Genomic DNA, 16,236 nt, shown 5'->3' on the forward strand with positions numbered 1-16,236 from the left:
GCCGCTACGCCTCCTGGCCCACGGTCCGCAGCTCGCGCGCGACGCCCTCCGCCCACGTGCGCACGACGTCGAGGTCCCGGAAGTCCCCCGCGTCCGCACGCGTGAGCGCGACGAGCGCGCGCTCGGAGATGTTCAGGCCGTCGCGGTCCAGCCGGCCGGCGAACGTCGCGACGTCGCGCGCCCCGACGGTCTCGGCGATCCGCGTCACGTCGTCCGGCACCGTCGCCGGCACCGGCGGGTCGCCGACGGGTCCCGACCAGAAGAGCCACACCGGGCGCTGCCGCAGCTGGCCGCCCTGCCGGTCCACGAGGTCGCGCAGGCCGAGCGCGAGCCGCCCGACGTACACCGCCGAGCCGAGCACGACCGCGTCGTACGGCTCGACGTGCTCGACCTCGTCCGGCTCGACCTCGTCGACGTCGTGCCCGGCCGACCTCAGGACCTCGGCGACCACGTCGCCCATCTCGCGCGTCGCGCCGTGCCGCGACGCGACCGTCACCAGGACGTGCACCGTGCCACCTCCTCGCCCGGTCGCTCGGCGACCACGGACCCCCCGCGGGTCGCGGACCGGTATCTGCCCAGCGTCCCTCCCGGTCGTCGCCCCCGCCCGGGACGGAGGTCCCCGTCACACCCGGACGACGGGCCGGGCGCCGACCGCGCGGGTTAGTCTGGCCGCGTGACGATCGCACCCGAGGGACGCCGCATGCTCCGGGTGGAGGCCCGCAACGCCGCCACGCCGATCGAGAAGAAGCCCGAGTGGATCCGCACGCGCGCGACCACCGGCCCCGAGTACAGCGAGCTCAAGGGCCTCGTGCGCCGCGAGGGCCTGCACACGGTCTGCGAGGAGGCGGGCTGCCCCAACATCTTCGAGTGCTGGGAGGACCGCGAGGCGACGTTCCTCATCGGCGGCGACCAGTGCACGCGCCGGTGCGACTTCTGCCAGATCGACACCGGCAAGCCGGCCGACTTCGACGCCGACGAGCCGCGGCGCGTCGCCGAGTCGGTGCAGGCCATGGGGCTGAAGTACTCGACCGTCACGGGCGTCGCGCGCGACGACCTGGCCGACGGCGGTGCGTGGCTCTACGCCGAGACCGTGCGGCAGATCCACGCGCTGAACCCGGGGACCGGCGTCGAGCTGCTGATCCCCGACTTCAACGCTGTGCCGGAGCTGCTCGACGTCGTCAACGAGTCGCGCCCCGAGGTGCTCGCGCACAACCTCGAGACCGTGCCGCGCATCTTCAAGCAGATCCGCCCGGGCTTCCGGTACGAGCGGTCGCTGTCGGTCATCACACGCGCCCGCGAGGCCGGCCTCGTCACCAAGTCCAACCTCATCCTCGGCATGGGCGAGACGACGCAGGAGGCCGCGGACGCGCTGCGCGACCTGCACGAGGCCGGGTGCGACCTCGTGACCATCACGCAGTACCTGCGCCCCTCGGTCCGGCACCACCCCGTCGACCGCTGGGTGCGGCCCGAGGAGTTCGTCGAGCTGTCGGCCGAGGCCGAGCGCCTCGGCTTCCTCGGCGTCATGTCCGGGCCGCTCGTGCGCTCGTCGTACCGCGCCGGACGGCTCTGGGGCCAGGCGATGCGCCGCCGCGGCCTGCCGATCCCCGACGCGCTCGCGCACCTCGGAGAGCCGACGACGTCGCGCCAGGAGGCGTCGTCGCTGCTGGCCCGCTCCACCGTCGGCTGACCTGCCGCGCCCCGGTAGACTCCCGACCCATGGCACGCGAGCGCTCCACGTCCCCCGACGCCCCCGCCAAGGGCGGCAAGGTCAAGAAGACCCGGTGGTACCACCAGGTCTGGCAGGCGTACCAGGTCACGCGGCAGACCGACCCGGCGGTGACGTGGATCATCCTCGCGGTCTTCGCCGGTGTCCTCGCGCTCGGCGTGCTCATCGGCGCGCTCACGGGCCACATCGTGTACCTGCTGGTCATCAGCATCCCGTTCGCGCTGCTCGGTGCGATGTTCGTGCTGGCGCGCCGCGCCGAGACCGCGGCCTACGCGCGCATCGACGGGCAGCCGGGCGCCTCCATGGCCGCGCTGAGCACGCTGCGTCGCGGCTGGACGTTCACGCAGGAGCCCGTCGCGGCCGACCCCCGCACGCAGGACCTCGTGTTCCGCGGCGTCGGGCGACCGGGCGTCGTGCTGATCGGGGAAGGCCCCGCGCACCGCATCGGCCGGCTCCTCGAGTCGGAGCGCAAGCGCACGGCGCGCGTCGTCTCCGGCGCGCCGATCCACCTGATCCAGGTCGGTGACGGCGAGGGCCAGGTGCCGCTGCGCAAGCTGCCCCGCACGGTCACGAAGCTCAAGGGCAACCTCACCAAGGCCGAGGTCGGTGAGGTGCTGCGCCGCGTGACCTCGCTCGGCGCGGTCAAGCTCCCGGTGCCGAAGGGCATCGACCCGATGCGCGCGCGCCCCGACCGCAAGGGCATGCGCGGCCGCTGACGTACGAGGCGTCCGCCGTCAGCGACGGACGAGCACCGTGCCGGCGGCACGGTCGTGCAGGCCGCGCCCGTCGCCGTCCCAGACGACCGCGGGGATCACGAGGCACACGAGCAGCGTCCGCACGGCCGCGGCGACGATCCCGGGCGGGCCGTCGACGGGCGCCGGCGGCGTGCGCAGCGACGTCTGCGCGAGCCGGCGCACCTGCAGACCGAGCAGCCGGTGGCCGAGCGTGTGCCCGAGCGTGGCGACGAGCACGAGGTTCTCGACGGCGAACACCGCGAGCGTCGCGAGCTCGTGCCCGCGGAACAGGAAGAGCCCGTCGTCCCGCACCGGCAGCAGCACCGCGGAGACGGCGAGGCACGCGACCCAGTCGATCGCGAGCGCCACCAGGCGCCGGCCGGGCCGCGCCAACGAGCCGCTGCCCGACGCGGGGAGCCCGAGCCTGCTGCCGCGGTCCCCGTCGGAGCCGGGTCCGCCCTCGAGCCACGAGCCCACCGAGTCACGCGTCGCCATGCCACCAGCGTACGTGCGCCCTGCACGTCGCCCGCCCGGTGCACGGGACGCGAGATCGTTACACGGGGGCCCAGCGCGTAACCTGCCGGAAACAACGGGGCCACGGCGGGGAAACCCCCCGCTCCTAGCCTCGTCAGCGCCCGGGTCGACCGGGCACCACCGACCGAGGAGCAGCGGATGTTCACGAAGCCAGAGGAAGTCCTGGCGTTCATCAAGAGCGAGGACGTCAAGTTCGTCGACGTGCGGTTCTGCGACCTGCCGGGTGTGATGCAGCACTTCAACGTGCCGGCCGCCTCGCTCGACGCGGACTTCTTCACGGACGGCCAGATGTTCGACGGCTCGTCGATCCGCGGCTTCCAGGCCATCCACGAGTCCGACATGAAGCTCGTGCCCGACGTCACGACCGCGTACGTCGACCCCTTCCGCGTCGAGAAGACGCTGAACATCAACTTCCACATCGTCGATCCGTACACCGACGAGCCCTACAGCCGCGACCCCCGCCAGGTCGCCGCGAAGGCCGAGGCGTACCTCAAGTCGACCGGCATCGCGGACACCGCGTTCTTCGCGCCCGAGGCCGAGTTCTACATCTTCGACGACATCCGCTTCGAGACGAAGCAGAACGCGTCGTACTACTACATCGACTCGATCGAGGCCGCGTGGAACACGGGCCGCGAGGAGGAGGGTGGCAACCTGGGGCACAAGACGCCCTACAAGGGTGGCTACTTCCCCGTCCCGCCGGTCGACCACTTCGCCGACCTGCGCGACCAGATCTCGCTGCAGCTCGACGCCCTCGGCCTGCAGGTCGAGCGCGCGCACCACGAGGTCGGCACCGCCGGCCAGGCGGAGATCAACTACCGCTTCGACACGCTGTCCAAGTCGGCCGACAAGGTGCAGCTGTTCAAGTACGTCGTGAAGAACGTCGCTCACGAGAACGGCCGCACGGCGACCTTCATGCCGAAGCCGCTGTTCGGCGACAACGGCTCGGGCATGCACGTGCACCAGTCCCTGTGGAAGGACGGCGAGCCGCTGTTCTTCGACGAGAAGGGCTACGGCGGCCTGTCGGACATCGCCCGCTGGTACATCGGCGGCCTGCTCAAGCACGCGCCGTCGCTGCTCGCGTTCACCAACCCCACGGTGAACTCGTACCACCGCCTGGTGCCGGGCTTCGAGGCGCCGGTCAACCTGGTCTACTCGGCCCGCAACCGCTCGGCGTGCATCCGCATCCCCGTCACGGGCTCGAACCCCAAGGCCAAGCGCGTCGAGTTCCGCGTGCCGGACCCGTCGTCGAACCCGTACCTCGCGTTCGCGGCCATGCTCATGGCCGGCCTGGACGGCATCCAGAACCGCATCGAGCCGCCGGAGCCGGTCGACAAGGACCTCTACGAGCTGCCCCCCGAGGAGCACGCGCTCATCCAGCAGGTCCCGGGCTCGCTCGCCGAGGTGCTCGACAACCTCGAGGCCGACCACGACTGGCTGACCGCCGGCAACGTGTTCACGCCGGACCTCATCCGCACGTGGATCGACTACAAGCGCTCGGCCGAGGTCGACCCGATCCGGCTGCGCCCGCACCCGCACGAGTTCGAGCTGTACTACGACGTCTGATCGTCAGGTGTCACGGCTGCTCCCGTGAGCGCCTGACCTGCAGGAAAGCACCCCCGTCGCCCTCGAGGCGACGGGGGTGCTCCGCTGTGCGCACCCGGTCCCGGTGGCGCTCAGTACCGGAAGTGCGACACACGGGCGCGCAGGTCCTCCGACGTGCGGGCCATCTCGCCGATCGCGGCACCCATCTGGTTGAGGGTCTCCGACGACGAGCTCGCCGCCGTGGCGACACCCGTGATGTTCGAGGCGATCTCCCCCGACCCCGCGGCCGCCTCGCCGACCGAGCGCGACATCTCGGTGGTCGTGGCGGTCTGCTCCTCGACCGCCGACGCGATCGTCAGCTGGTAGTCGTTGATCGACGCGATGATCTCGGCGATCTCGCCGATCGCACCGACGGCGCCGGACGTGTCGGTCTGGATGGCCTCGACGCGCCGCACGATGTCCTCGGTCGCCTTCGCCGTCTCCTGCGCGAGCTCCTTGACCTCGCCCGCCACGACCGCGAAGCCCTTGCCCGCCTCACCCGCGCGGGCCGCCTCGATCGTCGCGTTGAGCGCCAGCAGGTTCGTCTGCTCCGCGATCGACGTGATCACCTTGACGACGTTGCCGATCTCCTGCGACGACGTCCCCAGGCGCGAGACCTGCTCGTTGGTCGCCGCCGCCGCGTCGGTGGCCTGGCCCGCGACCTTGGCGGCCTGCGACGCGTTCTGCGCGATCTCGCGGATCGAGGCACCCATCTGCTCGGCGCCCGCCGCGACCGACTGCACGTTGCGCGACACCTGCTCGGCCGCGGCCGCCACGACACCCGCCTGGGCCGACGTCTCGTCCGATCCCGCGACGACCTGGGTCGACGCGGCGGCGAGCTCCTCGGCCGCCGACGCGACGGTGTGCGCGGACTCCGCGACGCCGGACACGACCTCGCGCAGGCTCGTCTGCGCGAGGTCCAGCGAGCGCGCCATGTCACCGAGCTCGTCGGTGCTGCGCACGTGCGCCGTGTGCGTGAGGTCGCCGTCCGCCATGGCCTCGAGCGCCGTGCGCACCTCCCCGGCGTCCAGCGCGAGCCGCCGCGCGACCCGCAGACCGACCACCACGACGACGGTCAGGCCGAGCAGCAGCACGCCCACCACGGTCGCCAGCGTGCGGTTGACGTTGGCGCCCGACGCGGTCGCGTCCGCGTCGGCGGCCGCAGCGACGGCCGCGTTCTCGGCGGCGATCGCGTCCGCACCGATCGTCGTCTGCGGCAGGATCGCCGCCCGGTAGAACGCCGCGGCCCCCGCGACGTCCCCGCCGTCGGCCATCGGGAACAGCTCGTCCTTCGCGAGGCCGACCATCTCGGTCCAGGCGCCCTCGAACGCCGCGAACGCGTCGGCGTCGGCGGCCTGGTCCTCGTACGCCGCGAGCTGCTCGGCGATCGTCGCGACGTAGCCGTCGAGCTGGTCGCGCAGGTCGCCGCGGACCTGCTCGGAGGCCGCCGGGTACTCGACCATGCGGGCCCGTCCGGCCTGGAACGCGCGCGCGAGGTCGCTGACCTGGCTGAGCTGGGCGACGTTCGCGCTGGTCCGCTCGACGTCGGCGCGCAGCTGCGTCAGACCCAGCGCGGCGGACACCACCACGACGACGCCGACGAGGCCCGCGGCCGCGAGCAGTCCGAGGACCTTCCCCGCGATGGACAGACGCCGACCGCGGCGACGGGTGTGCGGGGCGACGGAAGGGTACGACATGGGTCTCCTGACGGTGGGCCGCGACGGCGCGCGACAGCGACCGCACACGGAGGGGGTTCACCTCTCCATCGGTTGCCCCGGGCGAAGGGTGAGCGCTCGTGGGCCGCGACCTGCACGGACGCCGCCTCGCGTCGGGACCGGCCCGCGTCAGCCGTAGAAGACGCGCTCGACGACGGCCCGCGCGCGCCGCGCGCCGCGCAGGTACGTGTCCTCGAGCTCGGCGCCCGAGCCCGGGGGCATCCCCAGGACGCGGGACACGCCGGCGAGCGCGACCCGGTCGTGCGGCAGGACGTCGGCGTGCGCGCCCTCGGCACGGCCCGTCCACAGCACGTTCGCGTCCCGGATGCGCGACGCGAGCTCCCACGCCTCGCGCAGCACGGCCGCGTCGTCGGCGTCGAGCAGCCCGGCCTCGGTGGCGGCGGTGAGCGCGTCGAGCGTCGACGTCGTGCGCAGCGCGGGCACGGCGTGCGCGTGCTGCAGCTGCAGCAGCTGCGCGGTCCACTCGACGTCGCTGATGCCGCCGCGGCCGAGCTTGAGGTGGCGGGTCGGGTCGAGGCCGCGCGGCAGCCGTTCGGCCTCGACGCGCGCCTTGATGCGACGCACCTCGCGGACCGCGGCGGGGTCGAGCCCGCCCTCGGGGTAGCGCAGCGGGTCGACGAGCGCGACGAACCGCTCCCCCAGCGCGGTGTCCCCGGCGACCGGTCGGGCCCGCAGCAGCGCCTGGCTCTCCCAGGTCGCGGACCAGCGCGCGTAGTACTCGGCGTACGCGTCGAACGAGCGCGCGAGCGGTCCGTTGCGTCCCTCGGGGCGCAGGTCCGCGTCCACGCTCAGCGTGGGCTCCGGCCCGACCGACCCCAGCAGCTGCCGCAGCTGCGACGCGACCGCGACCGCGAACTGCTGCGCGGCCTGCGGGTCGGCGCCCGGCTCCGGGTCGTGCACGAACAGCACGTCGGCGTCGGACGAGTACCCCATCTCGCGGCCGCCCATGCGCCCCATCGCGACGACGAGCAGACGCGTCGGGCTCGCGTCGACCCCCGCGGCGGCGCGCGCCTCCGCCTCGGCGACACGCAGTGTGCCCGCGAGGACGGCGTCGGCCGCGTTCGTGAGGCTGTGCGACGCGCGCACGCCCGTCGTGCCGCCGAGCACGTCGGCGACGGCGGTCCGGGCGAGCTCGCGACGGCGCAACGCCCGCAACGCCGTCACGGCGGGCACCGGTTCGCTCGCCCGCCGCAGCACGGCGTCGGCCTCCGCGACGAGCCGCTCGGCGGACCGCGGCGCGAGCTCGGCGTCGTCGTCGAGCCACGTCACGGAGTTCGGCGAGCGCGACAGCGCGTCGGCCGCGTACCGCGAGGTCGACAGGACCTGCGCGAGACGCTGCCCCGCGGTGCCGGAGTCGCGCAGGAGCTTGAGGTACCAGTGGGTCGAGCCGAGCTGCTCGGACAGCCGCCGGAACGCGAGCAGACCGGCGTCGGGGTCGGCGCCCTCGGCGAACCAGCCGAGCATGACCGGCAGGAGCTGCCGCTGGATCGCCGCCCGCCGCGAGACGCCCTCCGAGAGCGCGGCGATGTGCCGGACCGCACCCGCCGGGTCGCGGTAGCCGATGGCCGCGAGGCGCGCGCGCTGCGCCTCGGGCGCCAGGCTCGCCTCCTCGGTCGACAGCCGCGCCGTCGCCGGCAGCAGGGGTCGGTAGAACAGCTCCTCGTGCAGGCGCCGCACCTCGCGGCGCGTGGTGCGCCACCGCTCCAGCAGCCCCTCGGGGCCCTCGATGCGCATCCGCATGGTCCGGGAGAGCCGCCGCAGGTCGGGCTCCGACGTCGGCACCAGGTGCGTGCGCTGCAGGCGGTGCAGCTGGATCCGGTGCTCCATCATGCGCATCCAGCGGTAGCAGACCGCGAGCTGCGCGGCGTGCTCACGCCCGACGTACCCGCCCGCCGCGAGCGCCGCGAGCGCCGTGAGCGTCGACGGGCTGCGGATCGACTCATCGGCGCGCCCGTGCACGAGCTGCAGCAGCTGCACCGTGAACTCGACGTCGCGCAGGCCCCCCGCACCGAGCTTGAGCTGCCGGTCCGCCTCCGCGCGCGGGATGTGCGCCTCGACGCGGCGCCGCATGGCCTGCGCGTCCTCGACGAAGTTGTCGCGCTGCACCGCCGCCCACACGAACGGGTTGACCGTGTCGACGTACGCGCGGCCCAGGTCGGCGTCCCCCGCAAGCGGCCGCGCCTTGAGCAGGGCCTGGAACTCCCACGTCCTGGCCCACCGCTCGTAGTACGCGCGGTGGCTCGCGAGCGTCCGCACGAGCGGGCCGTCCTTGCCCTCGGGGCGCAGCGCGGCGTCCACCGGCCACAGCGCGGGCTCGCCCGCGGGCGCCGAGCACGCGCGCGCGAGGCCCGCCGCGAGCCGCGCCCCGGCCACGAGCGCCTCGTCCTCGGGCGTGCCGTCGACCGGCTCGGCGACGTACACGACGTCGACGTCCGACACGTAGTTGAGCTCGCGCCCTCCGGCCTTGCCCATGCCGATGACCGCGAGCCGCACGCCGCGTCCCTCGTCGTCGAGGTCGGCGCGCGCGAGCGCGAGCGCCGCCTCGAGGGCCGCGGCCGCGAGGTCCGCGAGCGCGGCGGCGACACCGGGCAGCCGGGTCAGGGGGTCCTCGGCGGTGAGGTCGGTCGCGGCGATGCGCAGCAGCCGCGTGCGGTAGGCGCGCCGCATCGCGTCGACGCCCGGCGTGCCGGCCAGTCCGGCGACGGGCACGTCCGCGTCGGGGTCGGCGTCCACGGCGCGCAGCAGCTCGGCGCGCACGTCGGCGGCGGCGACGCCCGTGCCCGGCGTCGGGTCGGCGACCGCGAGCAGGTTCGCGGGGTGCGCCGCGAGCGCGTTCCCGAGCGCCGACGACGCACCCGCCACGGCCAGCAGGCGGGCGCGCGCGGGGCCGTCGTCGGCGAGCACGTCGTGCAGCAGCGCCGTGAGGCGGTCGTCGCGCTGGACCGCGCCCGCGAGCTTGGCGACCGCGAGCAGCGCCTCGTCGGGGTCCCCGACCTCCGCGAGCGCGGCGACCACGTGCTCGACGACCTCGGCGTCGACGGCCGCGAGCGCGGGGTCGCCCAGGAGCCGTTCGGCCCGGGGCACGTCGGCCACGCCGACACGCGTCAGCCGCGTCGGGAGCGACGAGCCGCGGCCCGGCGTCGTGGCCACGGTCAGACGAGCGGCAGGAACCGCTGCAGCTCGTACGGCGTGACCTGCGCGCGGTACTCGGCCCACTCCTGGCGCTTGTTGCGCAGGAAGTAGTCGAAGACGTGCTCGCCGAGGGTCTCGGCGACCAGCTCCGAGCGCTCCATGACGGCGATCGCCGCCTCGAGCGACGTCGGCAGCGGCTCGATGCCGAGCGCCTTGCGCTCGGCGTCGGTGAGCTCCCACACGTCGTCGTCGGCACCCTCGGGCAGCTCGTAGCCCTCCTCGATGCCCTTGAGCCCCGCCGCGAGCAGCACCGCGAACGCGAGGTACGGGTTCGTCGCCGAGTCCACCGCGCGGTACTCGACGCGGCTCGAGTTGCCCTTGCCGGGCTTGTACATCGGCACGCGCACGAGCGCCGAGCGGTTGTTGTGGCCCCAGCAGATGAACGAGGGCGCCTCGGCGCCGCCCCACAGCCGCTTGTAGGAGTTGACGAACTGGTTGGTCACGGCCGTGATCTCGGCCGCGTGCGTGAGCATGCCCGCGATGAACGAGCGCGCGACCTTCGACAGCTCGAGCGGCGCACCCGGCTCGTGGAACGCGTTGCGGTCGCCCTCGAACAGCGACACGTGCGTGTGCATGCCCGACCCCGGCTGGTCGGCCAGCGGCTTGGGCATGAACGACGCGAACACGCCCTGCTCGAGCGCGACCTCCTTGACGACCGTGCGGAACGTCATGATGTTGTCGGCCGTGGTGAGCGCGTCGGCGTACCGCAGGTCGATCTCGTTCTGACCCGGACCGGCCTCGTGGTGCGAGAACTCGACCGAGATGCCCATGGACTCGAGCATCGTGATCGCGGCGCGGCGGAAGTCGTGCGCGGTGCCGCGCGGCACGTGGTCGAAGTAGCCGCCCTGGTCGACCGGGACGAGCGGCCGCGACGGGTCCGCGGGCGCGTCGAACAGGTAGAACTCGACCTCGGGGTGCGTGTAGAACGTGAACCCGCGGTCGCTCGCGCGGTTCAGCGCACGCTTGAGCACGTAGCGCGAGTCCGCGAGCGACGGCTCGCCGTCGGGCGTCAGCAGGTCGCAGAACATGCGCGCGGTGCCGTGCCGCTCGCCGCGCCACGGCAGGATCTGGAACGTCGACGGGTCGGGCTTGGCGATCATGTCGGCCTCGTACACGCGCGTGAGGCCCTCGATCGAGCTGCCGTCGAAGCCGATGCCCTCGCTGAACGCCTGCTCGAGCTCGGCGGGCGCGACGGCGACCGACTTGAGCATGCCCAGCACGTCCGTGAACCACAGACGGATGAAGCGGATGTCCCGCTCCTCGACGGTCCGGAGGACGAACTCCTGCTGCCTGTCCATGCGTACATCCTGCCTGATGACCCGGCCCCGCAGGGCGTGCGTCCACCGCGCGGCGCGTCCGGGCCCGACCGGGGCTCCGCGCACGTGCCGGGACGCGTGCCGGCGGCGGCGCGGGTGCCCGTGCCCGGGCGTCCCGCGAGGTGCCTCGGGCTAGGCTCGCGCCATGTCGACGAGCGACGCCCCGACCCCCCGCCGAGTCCGCGTGCACCACCTGCAGGCCGCGAAGGACCGCGGCGAGCGCCTGACGATGCTCACCGCGTACGACGCGGTCACCGCGCGCCTGTTCGACGAGGCCGGCATCGACATGCTGCTCGTCGGCGACTCCATCGGGAACACGATGCACGGCTACGCGACCACGCTGCCCGTCACGCTCGACGAGATCGTCGTCGCCGCGCGCGCCGTCGCGGGTGCCGCGCGGCGCGCGTTCGTCGTGGCCGACCTGCCGTTCGGCACGTACGAGGCCGGGCCGGAGCAGGCCCTCGCGAGCGCGGTGCGGGTCATGAAGGAGACCGGCGTCTCGGCCGTGAAGATCGAGGGCGGGCAGCGGTCGGTCCCGCAGATCCGCGCGCTCACGGCGGCGGGCGTCCCGGTCGTCGCGCACCTCGGGTACACGCCGCAGTCCGAGCACGCGCTGGGCGGCCCGCGCGTGCAGGGCCGCGGTCAGGCGGCCGAGCAGATCAGCGACGACGCGGTCGCGGTCACCGAGGCGGGTGCCGTCGCGGTCGTGCTCGAGATGGTGCCCGCGCCGGTCGCGGCGCGCATCACCGAGGTCGTGCGGATCCCGACGATCGGGATCGGCGCCGGCGCGGAGTGCGACGGGCAGGTGCTGGTGTGGGTCGACATGGCCGGCATGGGCGACTGGTCGCCGCGCTTCGCCAAGCGGTTCGGCGAGGTCGGGCAGGCGCTCACGGCGGCGGCCCGGGCCTTCGCCGACGAGGTGCGCGAGGGCGCGTTCCCCACGGCGGAGCACTCCTTCGACGCGTGAGCCGCCCCGCCGGGGCGGCCGAGGGCGCCGTCAGGCGTTCTCCTCGGCCTCGCGGCGGTCCTCCTCGTCCCACGCCTTGGTGCGCTCGCGCGCGGTCTCGAGCGCGCGCGCGGCCTCCTCGCGCGTGGCGTACGGGCCCATGCGGTGCGACCAGTCGCTGCGCGGGCCCTCCTCGACCTCGTGCGTCCGGGTGTTGAAGTAGAACTCGGCCACCAGGGCACCTCCCGTCCCGGCGGGCCGGGCGGCACCGCCGCTACGTAGACTGCCAGTCATGCCGCCGGTCCACTCGCGCACCGCCCTCACCCCCGGCCGCGTCGGCCCTCGACGCGCGGTCCCGGCGCACATCCCACGTCCCGAGTACGTCGACAAGCCGATGCCGACGCCCTGGCGGGGCTCGGACGTGCTGGACGCGGACACCGTCGAGCGCGTGCGCGTCGCGGCGCGGCTCGCGGCGCAGGCGCTGCAGGAGGTCGGCCGGCACGTGGCCCCCGGGGTCACGACGGACGAGCTCGACGCGATCGGCCACGAGTTCCTCGTCGACCACGGCGCCTACCCCTCGACGCTCGGCTACCGCGGCTTCCCGAAGTCGCTGTGCACGTCGCTCAACGAGGTGATCTGCCACGGCATCCCCGACTCGACCGTGATCGAGGACGGCGACATCGTCAACGTCGACGTCACGGCGTACGTGGGCGGCGTGCACGGCGACACCAACGCGACGTTCCTCGCGGGCGACGTCGACGAGGACTCGCGCCTGCTCGTCGAGCGCACGCGCGAGGCGCTCGAGCGCGGCATCAAGGCCGTCCGCCCGGGCCGGGAGATCAACGTCATCGGCCGCGTCATCGAGAAGTACGCCGCGCGGTTCGGGTACGGCGTGGTGCGCGAGTTCACGGGCCACGGCGTGGGCCCCGCGTTCCACACGGGCCTCGTCGTGCCGCACTACGACGCCGCACCCGCGTACGACACCGTGATCCAGCCCGGGATGGTGTTCACGATCGAGCCCATGCTCGACCTGGGCACCGCGGACTGGGAGATGTGGGACGACGGCTGGACCGTCGTCACGGCCGACCGCAGCCGGTCGGCGCAGTTCGAGCACACCCTGCTGGTCACCGACACCGGGGCGGAGGTCCTGACGCTGCCATGAGCAAGGACGAGCACACGGGCAAGAAGCACGCGCACGACGACGAGGTGACGACGGCCTTCGGCGTCGACATCGGCGGGTCGGGCATCAAGGGCGCGCCGGTCGACCTGGGCACGGGCGAGTTCGCCGCCGACCGGGTGCGCATCCCGACGCCGCAGCCCGCGACGCCGCAGGCGGTCGCCGAGACCGTCGCCGAGGTCGTGGACTCGTTCTCGCTCGGCACGCACGTGCCCATCGGCGTGACGTTCCCGGCCGTCATCCGGCACGGCGTCGCGCAGTCCGCCGCGAACGTCGACGACTCGTGGATCGGCACCGACGTCGAGAAGACGATCGGCGCCGCCACGGGGCGGCGCGTCGTGGCCGTGAACGACGCCGACGCCGCCGGGTACGCCGAGGTCGTCTACGGCGCCGCCAAGGACGTCCCGGGCGTCGTGCTGGTCGTCACGCTCGGCACGGGCATCGGCTCGGCACTCGTCGTGGACGGCGTGCTCGTGCCCAACACCGAGCTCGGGCACCTCGAGATCGACGGCCACGACGCCGAGTCGCGCGCGTCCGACGCGGCGCGCGACCGCGAGGACCTCACGTTCGAGCAGTGGGCGACGCGGCTGCAGCGCTACTTCACCGTGGTCGAGAACCTGTTCTGGCCCGACCTCATCGTCGTGGGCGGCGGCGTCAGCAAGAAGCACGACCAGTTCCTGCCGCTGCTCGACCTGCGCACGCCGATCATGCCCGCGGGGCTGCGCAACGCGGCCGGCATCGTCGGGGCCGCGCACCTGGCCGCGAGGCGTCGCTGACGTGCCCGGCTGGGTCGTGGTCGTCGCGGCCGTGGTCGTCGCGCTCGTGGCGCTCGACCGGGCCGTGGCGCACGGGTGGTTCGACCGCTGGCGGGTGAGCGTCCGCTCGGGGCGGGACGCCGACGGCGGCGGCATCACGGGCGGCGGCGGGATGATGGGCGACTTCGTCGAGATCTTCCAGCCGAGCGTCACGCACCTCGTGGCCGAGCAGGAGCGGCAACGGCTCGACGTCGTGCGCGAGGGCGACGCGGCACCTCCACGAGATCGACCCGCCCCGGACGGAGACACGCAACCTACGGTCCCGTAGGGTGGGCGACATCCGGAAGACGAGCACCTGCTCACTCCACGGCTGGGAAGTCGACGTCGAGCCCTGGAGGTCATGTGGCTCCTGCACCCGTACCCACCGCTCCCACCCGCCCGCGACAGGCGGCCGCCACCGGCAGCTACCACGAGCTCCTGGCGGAGGTGCGTGAGGCCGGTCTGCTCGAGCGGACGCTCGGGTTCTACGCCTGGCTCGTCGCCGGCCTCACCGTCGCGCTCGCCGGCCTCGTGACCGCGTTCGTGCTGATCGGCCACTCGTGGTGGCAGCTCGCGGTCGCCGCCGGCCTGGGGATCGTGCTGACGCAGTTCGCGTTCGTCGCGCACGAGGCGTCGCACCGCCAGGTCATGCTGACGGGCCCCGCCAACGACCGGCTGGGGCGGATCCTCGCCAACGGCGTCGTCGGCATCAGCCACTCGTGGTGGATGACGAAGCACACGCGGCACCACGCCAACCCCAACCGGATCGGCAAGGACCCGGACATCGAGCGGGACACGATCTCGTTCCTCGAGCAGGACGCCGCGCAGCAGAGCGGGTTCATGGGCGCCCTGACGCGCCGCCAGGGCTGGCTGTTCTTCCCGCTGCTGACGCTCGAGGGCGTCAACCTGCACGTGCTCGCGATCCGCAGCCTCGTCGCGTCGCCGTCGACGCGCGCACGCAACCTCGAGCTCCTGACGATCGCCCTGCGGCTGAGCGTCTACGTCGCGCTGGTCGTGTGGGCGCTGCCGCTGGGCATGGCCGCCGCGTTCCTCGCCGTGCAGCTCGCGGTGTTCGGCGTCTACATGGGCGCGTCGTTCGCGCCGAACCACAAGGGCATGGCGGTCATCCCCGCCGAGAGCCGGCTCGACTTCCTGTCCAAGCAGGTCCTCACGTCGCGCAACATCCGCGGCGGCGCGTGGGTGACGACGCTCATGGGCGGCCTGGACGCGCAGATCGAGCACCACCTCTTCCCCAGCATGGCGCGGCCCCACCTCGCACGAGCGCGTCGCATCGTGCGGGAGCACTGCGCACGCGTCGGCATGCCGTACACCGAGACGTCGCTCGCGCGCTCCTACCTCCTGGTCGTGCAGTACCTCAACCGCGTGGGCCTCGCCGCGCGCGACCCGTTCGACTGCCCCATGGTGCAGCGGTTCCGCCCGCGCAGCTCGCGCTGACGACACCAGGCTGACGCCCGACGACGCGCGTCACAGGATCTGCACAGGTCCCGCCGCCGACCCGACGCCCGCCCGCACCCGCGGGCGGGCGTCGCGCGTTGAGATGGTCACGTGCTGCGCGACCTGCGACTCCACCTCCCCCGGCCCGGCGTGCGCGAGCTCACGGTCGTCGAGGAGCGCATCGACGCGTGGGCGCGCGACCGCCTGCAGCGCCTGCAGGGCCGACGCGCGCGGACGTGGCTCGTCGAGCTGACGGTCTTCACGCTCAAGCAGGGGTGGGCGTGCCTGTTCGGCGCCCTGCTGCTGGCGCTTCTTCTCGCGGCGCGGTTCTGGTACCCCGACGACGCGTGGCTCGCGCGGAACGACGCCCTGACGCTGGCGGCCCTCGGCCTGCAGGTCGGCATGCTCGCGACCCGGCTCGAGACGGTGCGCGAGATGCGCGTCGTGCTGCTGTTCCACGTCGTCGGCACCTTCATGGAGGTCTTCAAGACCGACGTCGGGTCGTGGTCGTACGCGACCGAGGGCGTGCTGCGCGTCGGCGCAGTGCCGCTGTTCTCGGGTTTCATGTACGGCGCGGTCGGCTCGTACCTCGTGCGCGTGTGCCGCATCTTCGAGCTGCGGTTCGACCGCTACCCGCGGCGCTGGGTGACGGCCGTCGTGGCGGCGGCGATCTACGCGAACTTCTTCACGCACCACTGGGTGGCCGACGCCCGCTGGGTGCTGGTCGGCGCGGTCGTGGTCGTCTTCGGCCCGTGCGTGATGCACTTCCGCGTGCACGCCGCGCGTCTGCGCATGCCGCTGCTGCTGGCGTTCACGCTCGTGGCGTCGTTCATCTGGCTCGCCGAGAACGTCGCGACGTTCGCCGGCGCGTGGCTCTACCCGTCGCAGGAGGCCGGGTGGCACCCGGTCGGCGGGGCGAAGCTCGGGTCCTGGTTCCTGCTGATGATCATCTCGGTCGTGCTCGTCACGTGGGTGCACCCGCCGCAGCGGCCCGACGACCCGGCGCCAGCCGGCGACGCGACCGGGGGCCCCTGACGGGTGCCGG

The 16,236-nt window shown here is 73.6% G+C and carries 15 protein-coding genes; 9 read left to right on the forward strand and 6 right to left on the reverse strand.

Going from position 1 to position 16,236, the window contains the following annotated elements; all coding sequences use genetic code 11:
• Positions 1-4: 4 nt before the first annotated feature.
• Complete coding sequence (locus tag GY42_RS05700; RefSeq protein WP_052748229.1) at positions 5-508, reverse strand: flavodoxin domain-containing protein; 504 nt, start codon at positions 506-508, stop codon at positions 5-7.
• A gap of 165 nt (positions 509-673) precedes the next feature.
• Here GY42_RS05700 and lipA point away from each other — a divergent pair, with 165 nt between their 5' ends.
• Together lipA and GY42_RS05710 are read left to right on the forward strand one after the other, a co-directional pair.
• The gene (lipA, locus tag GY42_RS05705) at positions 674-1,687 is read left to right on the forward strand and encodes a lipoyl synthase (protein ID WP_046528591.1); all 1,014 of its coding nucleotides are present in this window, start codon (positions 674-676) and stop codon (positions 1,685-1,687) included.
• Positions 1,688-1,716: 29 nt separating this feature from the next.
• On the forward strand, positions 1,717-2,442 hold the full coding sequence (locus tag GY42_RS05710; RefSeq protein ID WP_046528592.1) for a DUF4191 domain-containing protein: 726 nt from the start codon (positions 1,717-1,719) through the stop codon (positions 2,440-2,442).
• Between the two features lie 18 nt (positions 2,443-2,460).
• Here the strand turns inward: GY42_RS05710 and GY42_RS05715 are convergent, their stop codons facing one another.
• Entirely contained in the window at positions 2,461-2,955 is a 495-nt protein-coding gene (locus GY42_RS05715; RefSeq protein WP_046528593.1) for an RDD family protein, read from the reverse strand.
• Between the two features lie 177 nt (positions 2,956-3,132).
• On the opposite strand from GY42_RS05715, the gene glnA reads away from it, so the two are divergent.
• Entirely contained in the window at positions 3,133-4,557 is a 1,425-nt protein-coding gene (gene glnA / locus GY42_RS05720; RefSeq protein ID WP_046528594.1) for a type I glutamate--ammonia ligase, read from the forward strand.
• A gap of 110 nt (positions 4,558-4,667) precedes the next feature.
• Here the strand turns inward: glnA and GY42_RS05725 are convergent, their stop codons facing one another.
• The 3 genes from GY42_RS05725 to GY42_RS05735 form a co-directional block, all read right to left on the reverse strand.
• On the reverse strand, positions 4,668-6,272 hold the full coding sequence (locus tag GY42_RS05725) for a methyl-accepting chemotaxis protein (protein ID WP_046528595.1): 1,605 nt from the start codon (positions 6,270-6,272) through the stop codon (positions 4,668-4,670).
• 147 nt (positions 6,273-6,419) lie between these two features.
• Positions 6,420-9,461 (reverse strand): bifunctional [glutamine synthetase] adenylyltransferase/[glutamine synthetase]-adenylyl-L-tyrosine phosphorylase, encoded by a 3,042-nt coding sequence (locus tag GY42_RS05730; RefSeq protein WP_046528596.1) that lies wholly within the window; start codon positions 9,459-9,461, stop codon positions 6,420-6,422.
• 2 nt (positions 9,462-9,463) lie between these two features.
• Entirely contained in the window at positions 9,464-10,801 is a 1,338-nt protein-coding gene (locus GY42_RS05735) for a glutamine synthetase family protein (RefSeq protein WP_046528597.1), read from the reverse strand.
• Positions 10,802-10,964: 163 nt separating this feature from the next.
• Here GY42_RS05735 and panB point away from each other — a divergent pair, with 163 nt between their 5' ends.
• Complete coding sequence (panB, locus tag GY42_RS05740; protein WP_046528598.1) at positions 10,965-11,786, forward strand: 3-methyl-2-oxobutanoate hydroxymethyltransferase; 822 nt, start codon at positions 10,965-10,967, stop codon at positions 11,784-11,786.
• Between the two features lie 30 nt (positions 11,787-11,816).
• Here panB and GY42_RS05745 read toward each other — a convergent pair whose 3' ends face one another.
• A complete protein-coding gene (locus tag GY42_RS05745) occupies positions 11,817-11,999 on the reverse strand; it encodes a hypothetical protein (protein ID WP_046528599.1) in 183 nt (60 codons plus the stop codon).
• A gap of 58 nt (positions 12,000-12,057) precedes the next feature.
• On the opposite strand from GY42_RS05745, the gene map reads away from it, so the two are divergent.
• The 5 genes from map to GY42_RS05770 all read left to right on the forward strand — a co-directional run bounded on the left by map (position 12,058) and on the right by GY42_RS05770 (position 16,226).
• Positions 12,058-12,927, forward strand: a complete 870-nt coding sequence (map, locus tag GY42_RS05750; RefSeq protein ID WP_046528600.1) for a type I methionyl aminopeptidase — start codon at positions 12,058-12,060, stop codon at positions 12,925-12,927.
• The gene (gene ppgK / locus GY42_RS05755; protein WP_046528601.1) at positions 12,924-13,718 is read left to right on the forward strand and encodes a polyphosphate--glucose phosphotransferase; all 795 of its coding nucleotides are present in this window, start codon (positions 12,924-12,926) and stop codon (positions 13,716-13,718) included. Before map ends, ppgK begins: the two co-directional genes overlap by 4 nt.
• A gap of 1 nt (position 13,719) precedes the next feature.
• Complete coding sequence (locus GY42_RS05760; RefSeq protein ID WP_046528602.1) at positions 13,720-14,025, forward strand: DUF6191 domain-containing protein; 306 nt, start codon at positions 13,720-13,722, stop codon at positions 14,023-14,025.
• A gap of 74 nt (positions 14,026-14,099) precedes the next feature.
• Positions 14,100-15,191 carry a fatty acid desaturase family protein gene (locus tag GY42_RS05765; protein WP_046528603.1) on the forward strand — a complete coding sequence of 364 codons (1,092 nt, stop codon included), beginning with the start codon at positions 14,100-14,102 and terminating at the stop codon, positions 15,189-15,191.
• Between the two features lie 111 nt (positions 15,192-15,302).
• Entirely contained in the window at positions 15,303-16,226 is a 924-nt protein-coding gene (locus tag GY42_RS05770; protein WP_420888431.1) for a DUF817 domain-containing protein, read from the forward strand.
• Positions 16,227-16,236: the final 10 nt, after the last annotated feature.

The organism is Cellulomonas sp. FA1, assembly GCF_000986825.1.
In the GTDB taxonomy this organism is placed as follows: domain Bacteria; phylum Actinomycetota; class Actinomycetes; order Actinomycetales; family Cellulomonadaceae; genus Cellulomonas; species Cellulomonas iranensis.

Bases quoted from the DNA above. Each gene is read 5' to 3' on its own strand.
- panB (WP_046528598.1), top strand. From the start codon at position 10,965: ATGTCGACGAGCGACGCCCCGACCCCCCGCCGAGTCCGCGTGCACCAC.
- map (WP_046528600.1), top strand. From the start codon at position 12,058: ATGCCGCCGGTCCACTCGCGCACCGCCCTCACCCCCGGCCGCGTCGGC.
- GY42_RS05735 (WP_046528597.1), bottom strand. From the start codon at position 10,801: ATGGACAGGCAGCAGGAGTTCGTCCTCCGGACCGTCGAGGAGCGGGAC.
- GY42_RS05715 (WP_046528593.1), bottom strand. From the start codon at position 2,955: ATGGCGACGCGTGACTCGGTGGGCTCGTGGCTCGAGGGCGGACCCGGC.
- ppgK (WP_046528601.1), top strand. From the start codon at position 12,924: ATGAGCAAGGACGAGCACACGGGCAAGAAGCACGCGCACGACGACGAG.
- GY42_RS05725 (WP_046528595.1), bottom strand. From the start codon at position 6,272: ATGTCGTACCCTTCCGTCGCCCCGCACACCCGTCGCCGCGGTCGGCGT.
- GY42_RS05710 (WP_046528592.1), top strand. From the start codon at position 1,717: ATGGCACGCGAGCGCTCCACGTCCCCCGACGCCCCCGCCAAGGGCGGC.
- glnA (WP_046528594.1), top strand. From the start codon at position 3,133: ATGTTCACGAAGCCAGAGGAAGTCCTGGCGTTCATCAAGAGCGAGGAC.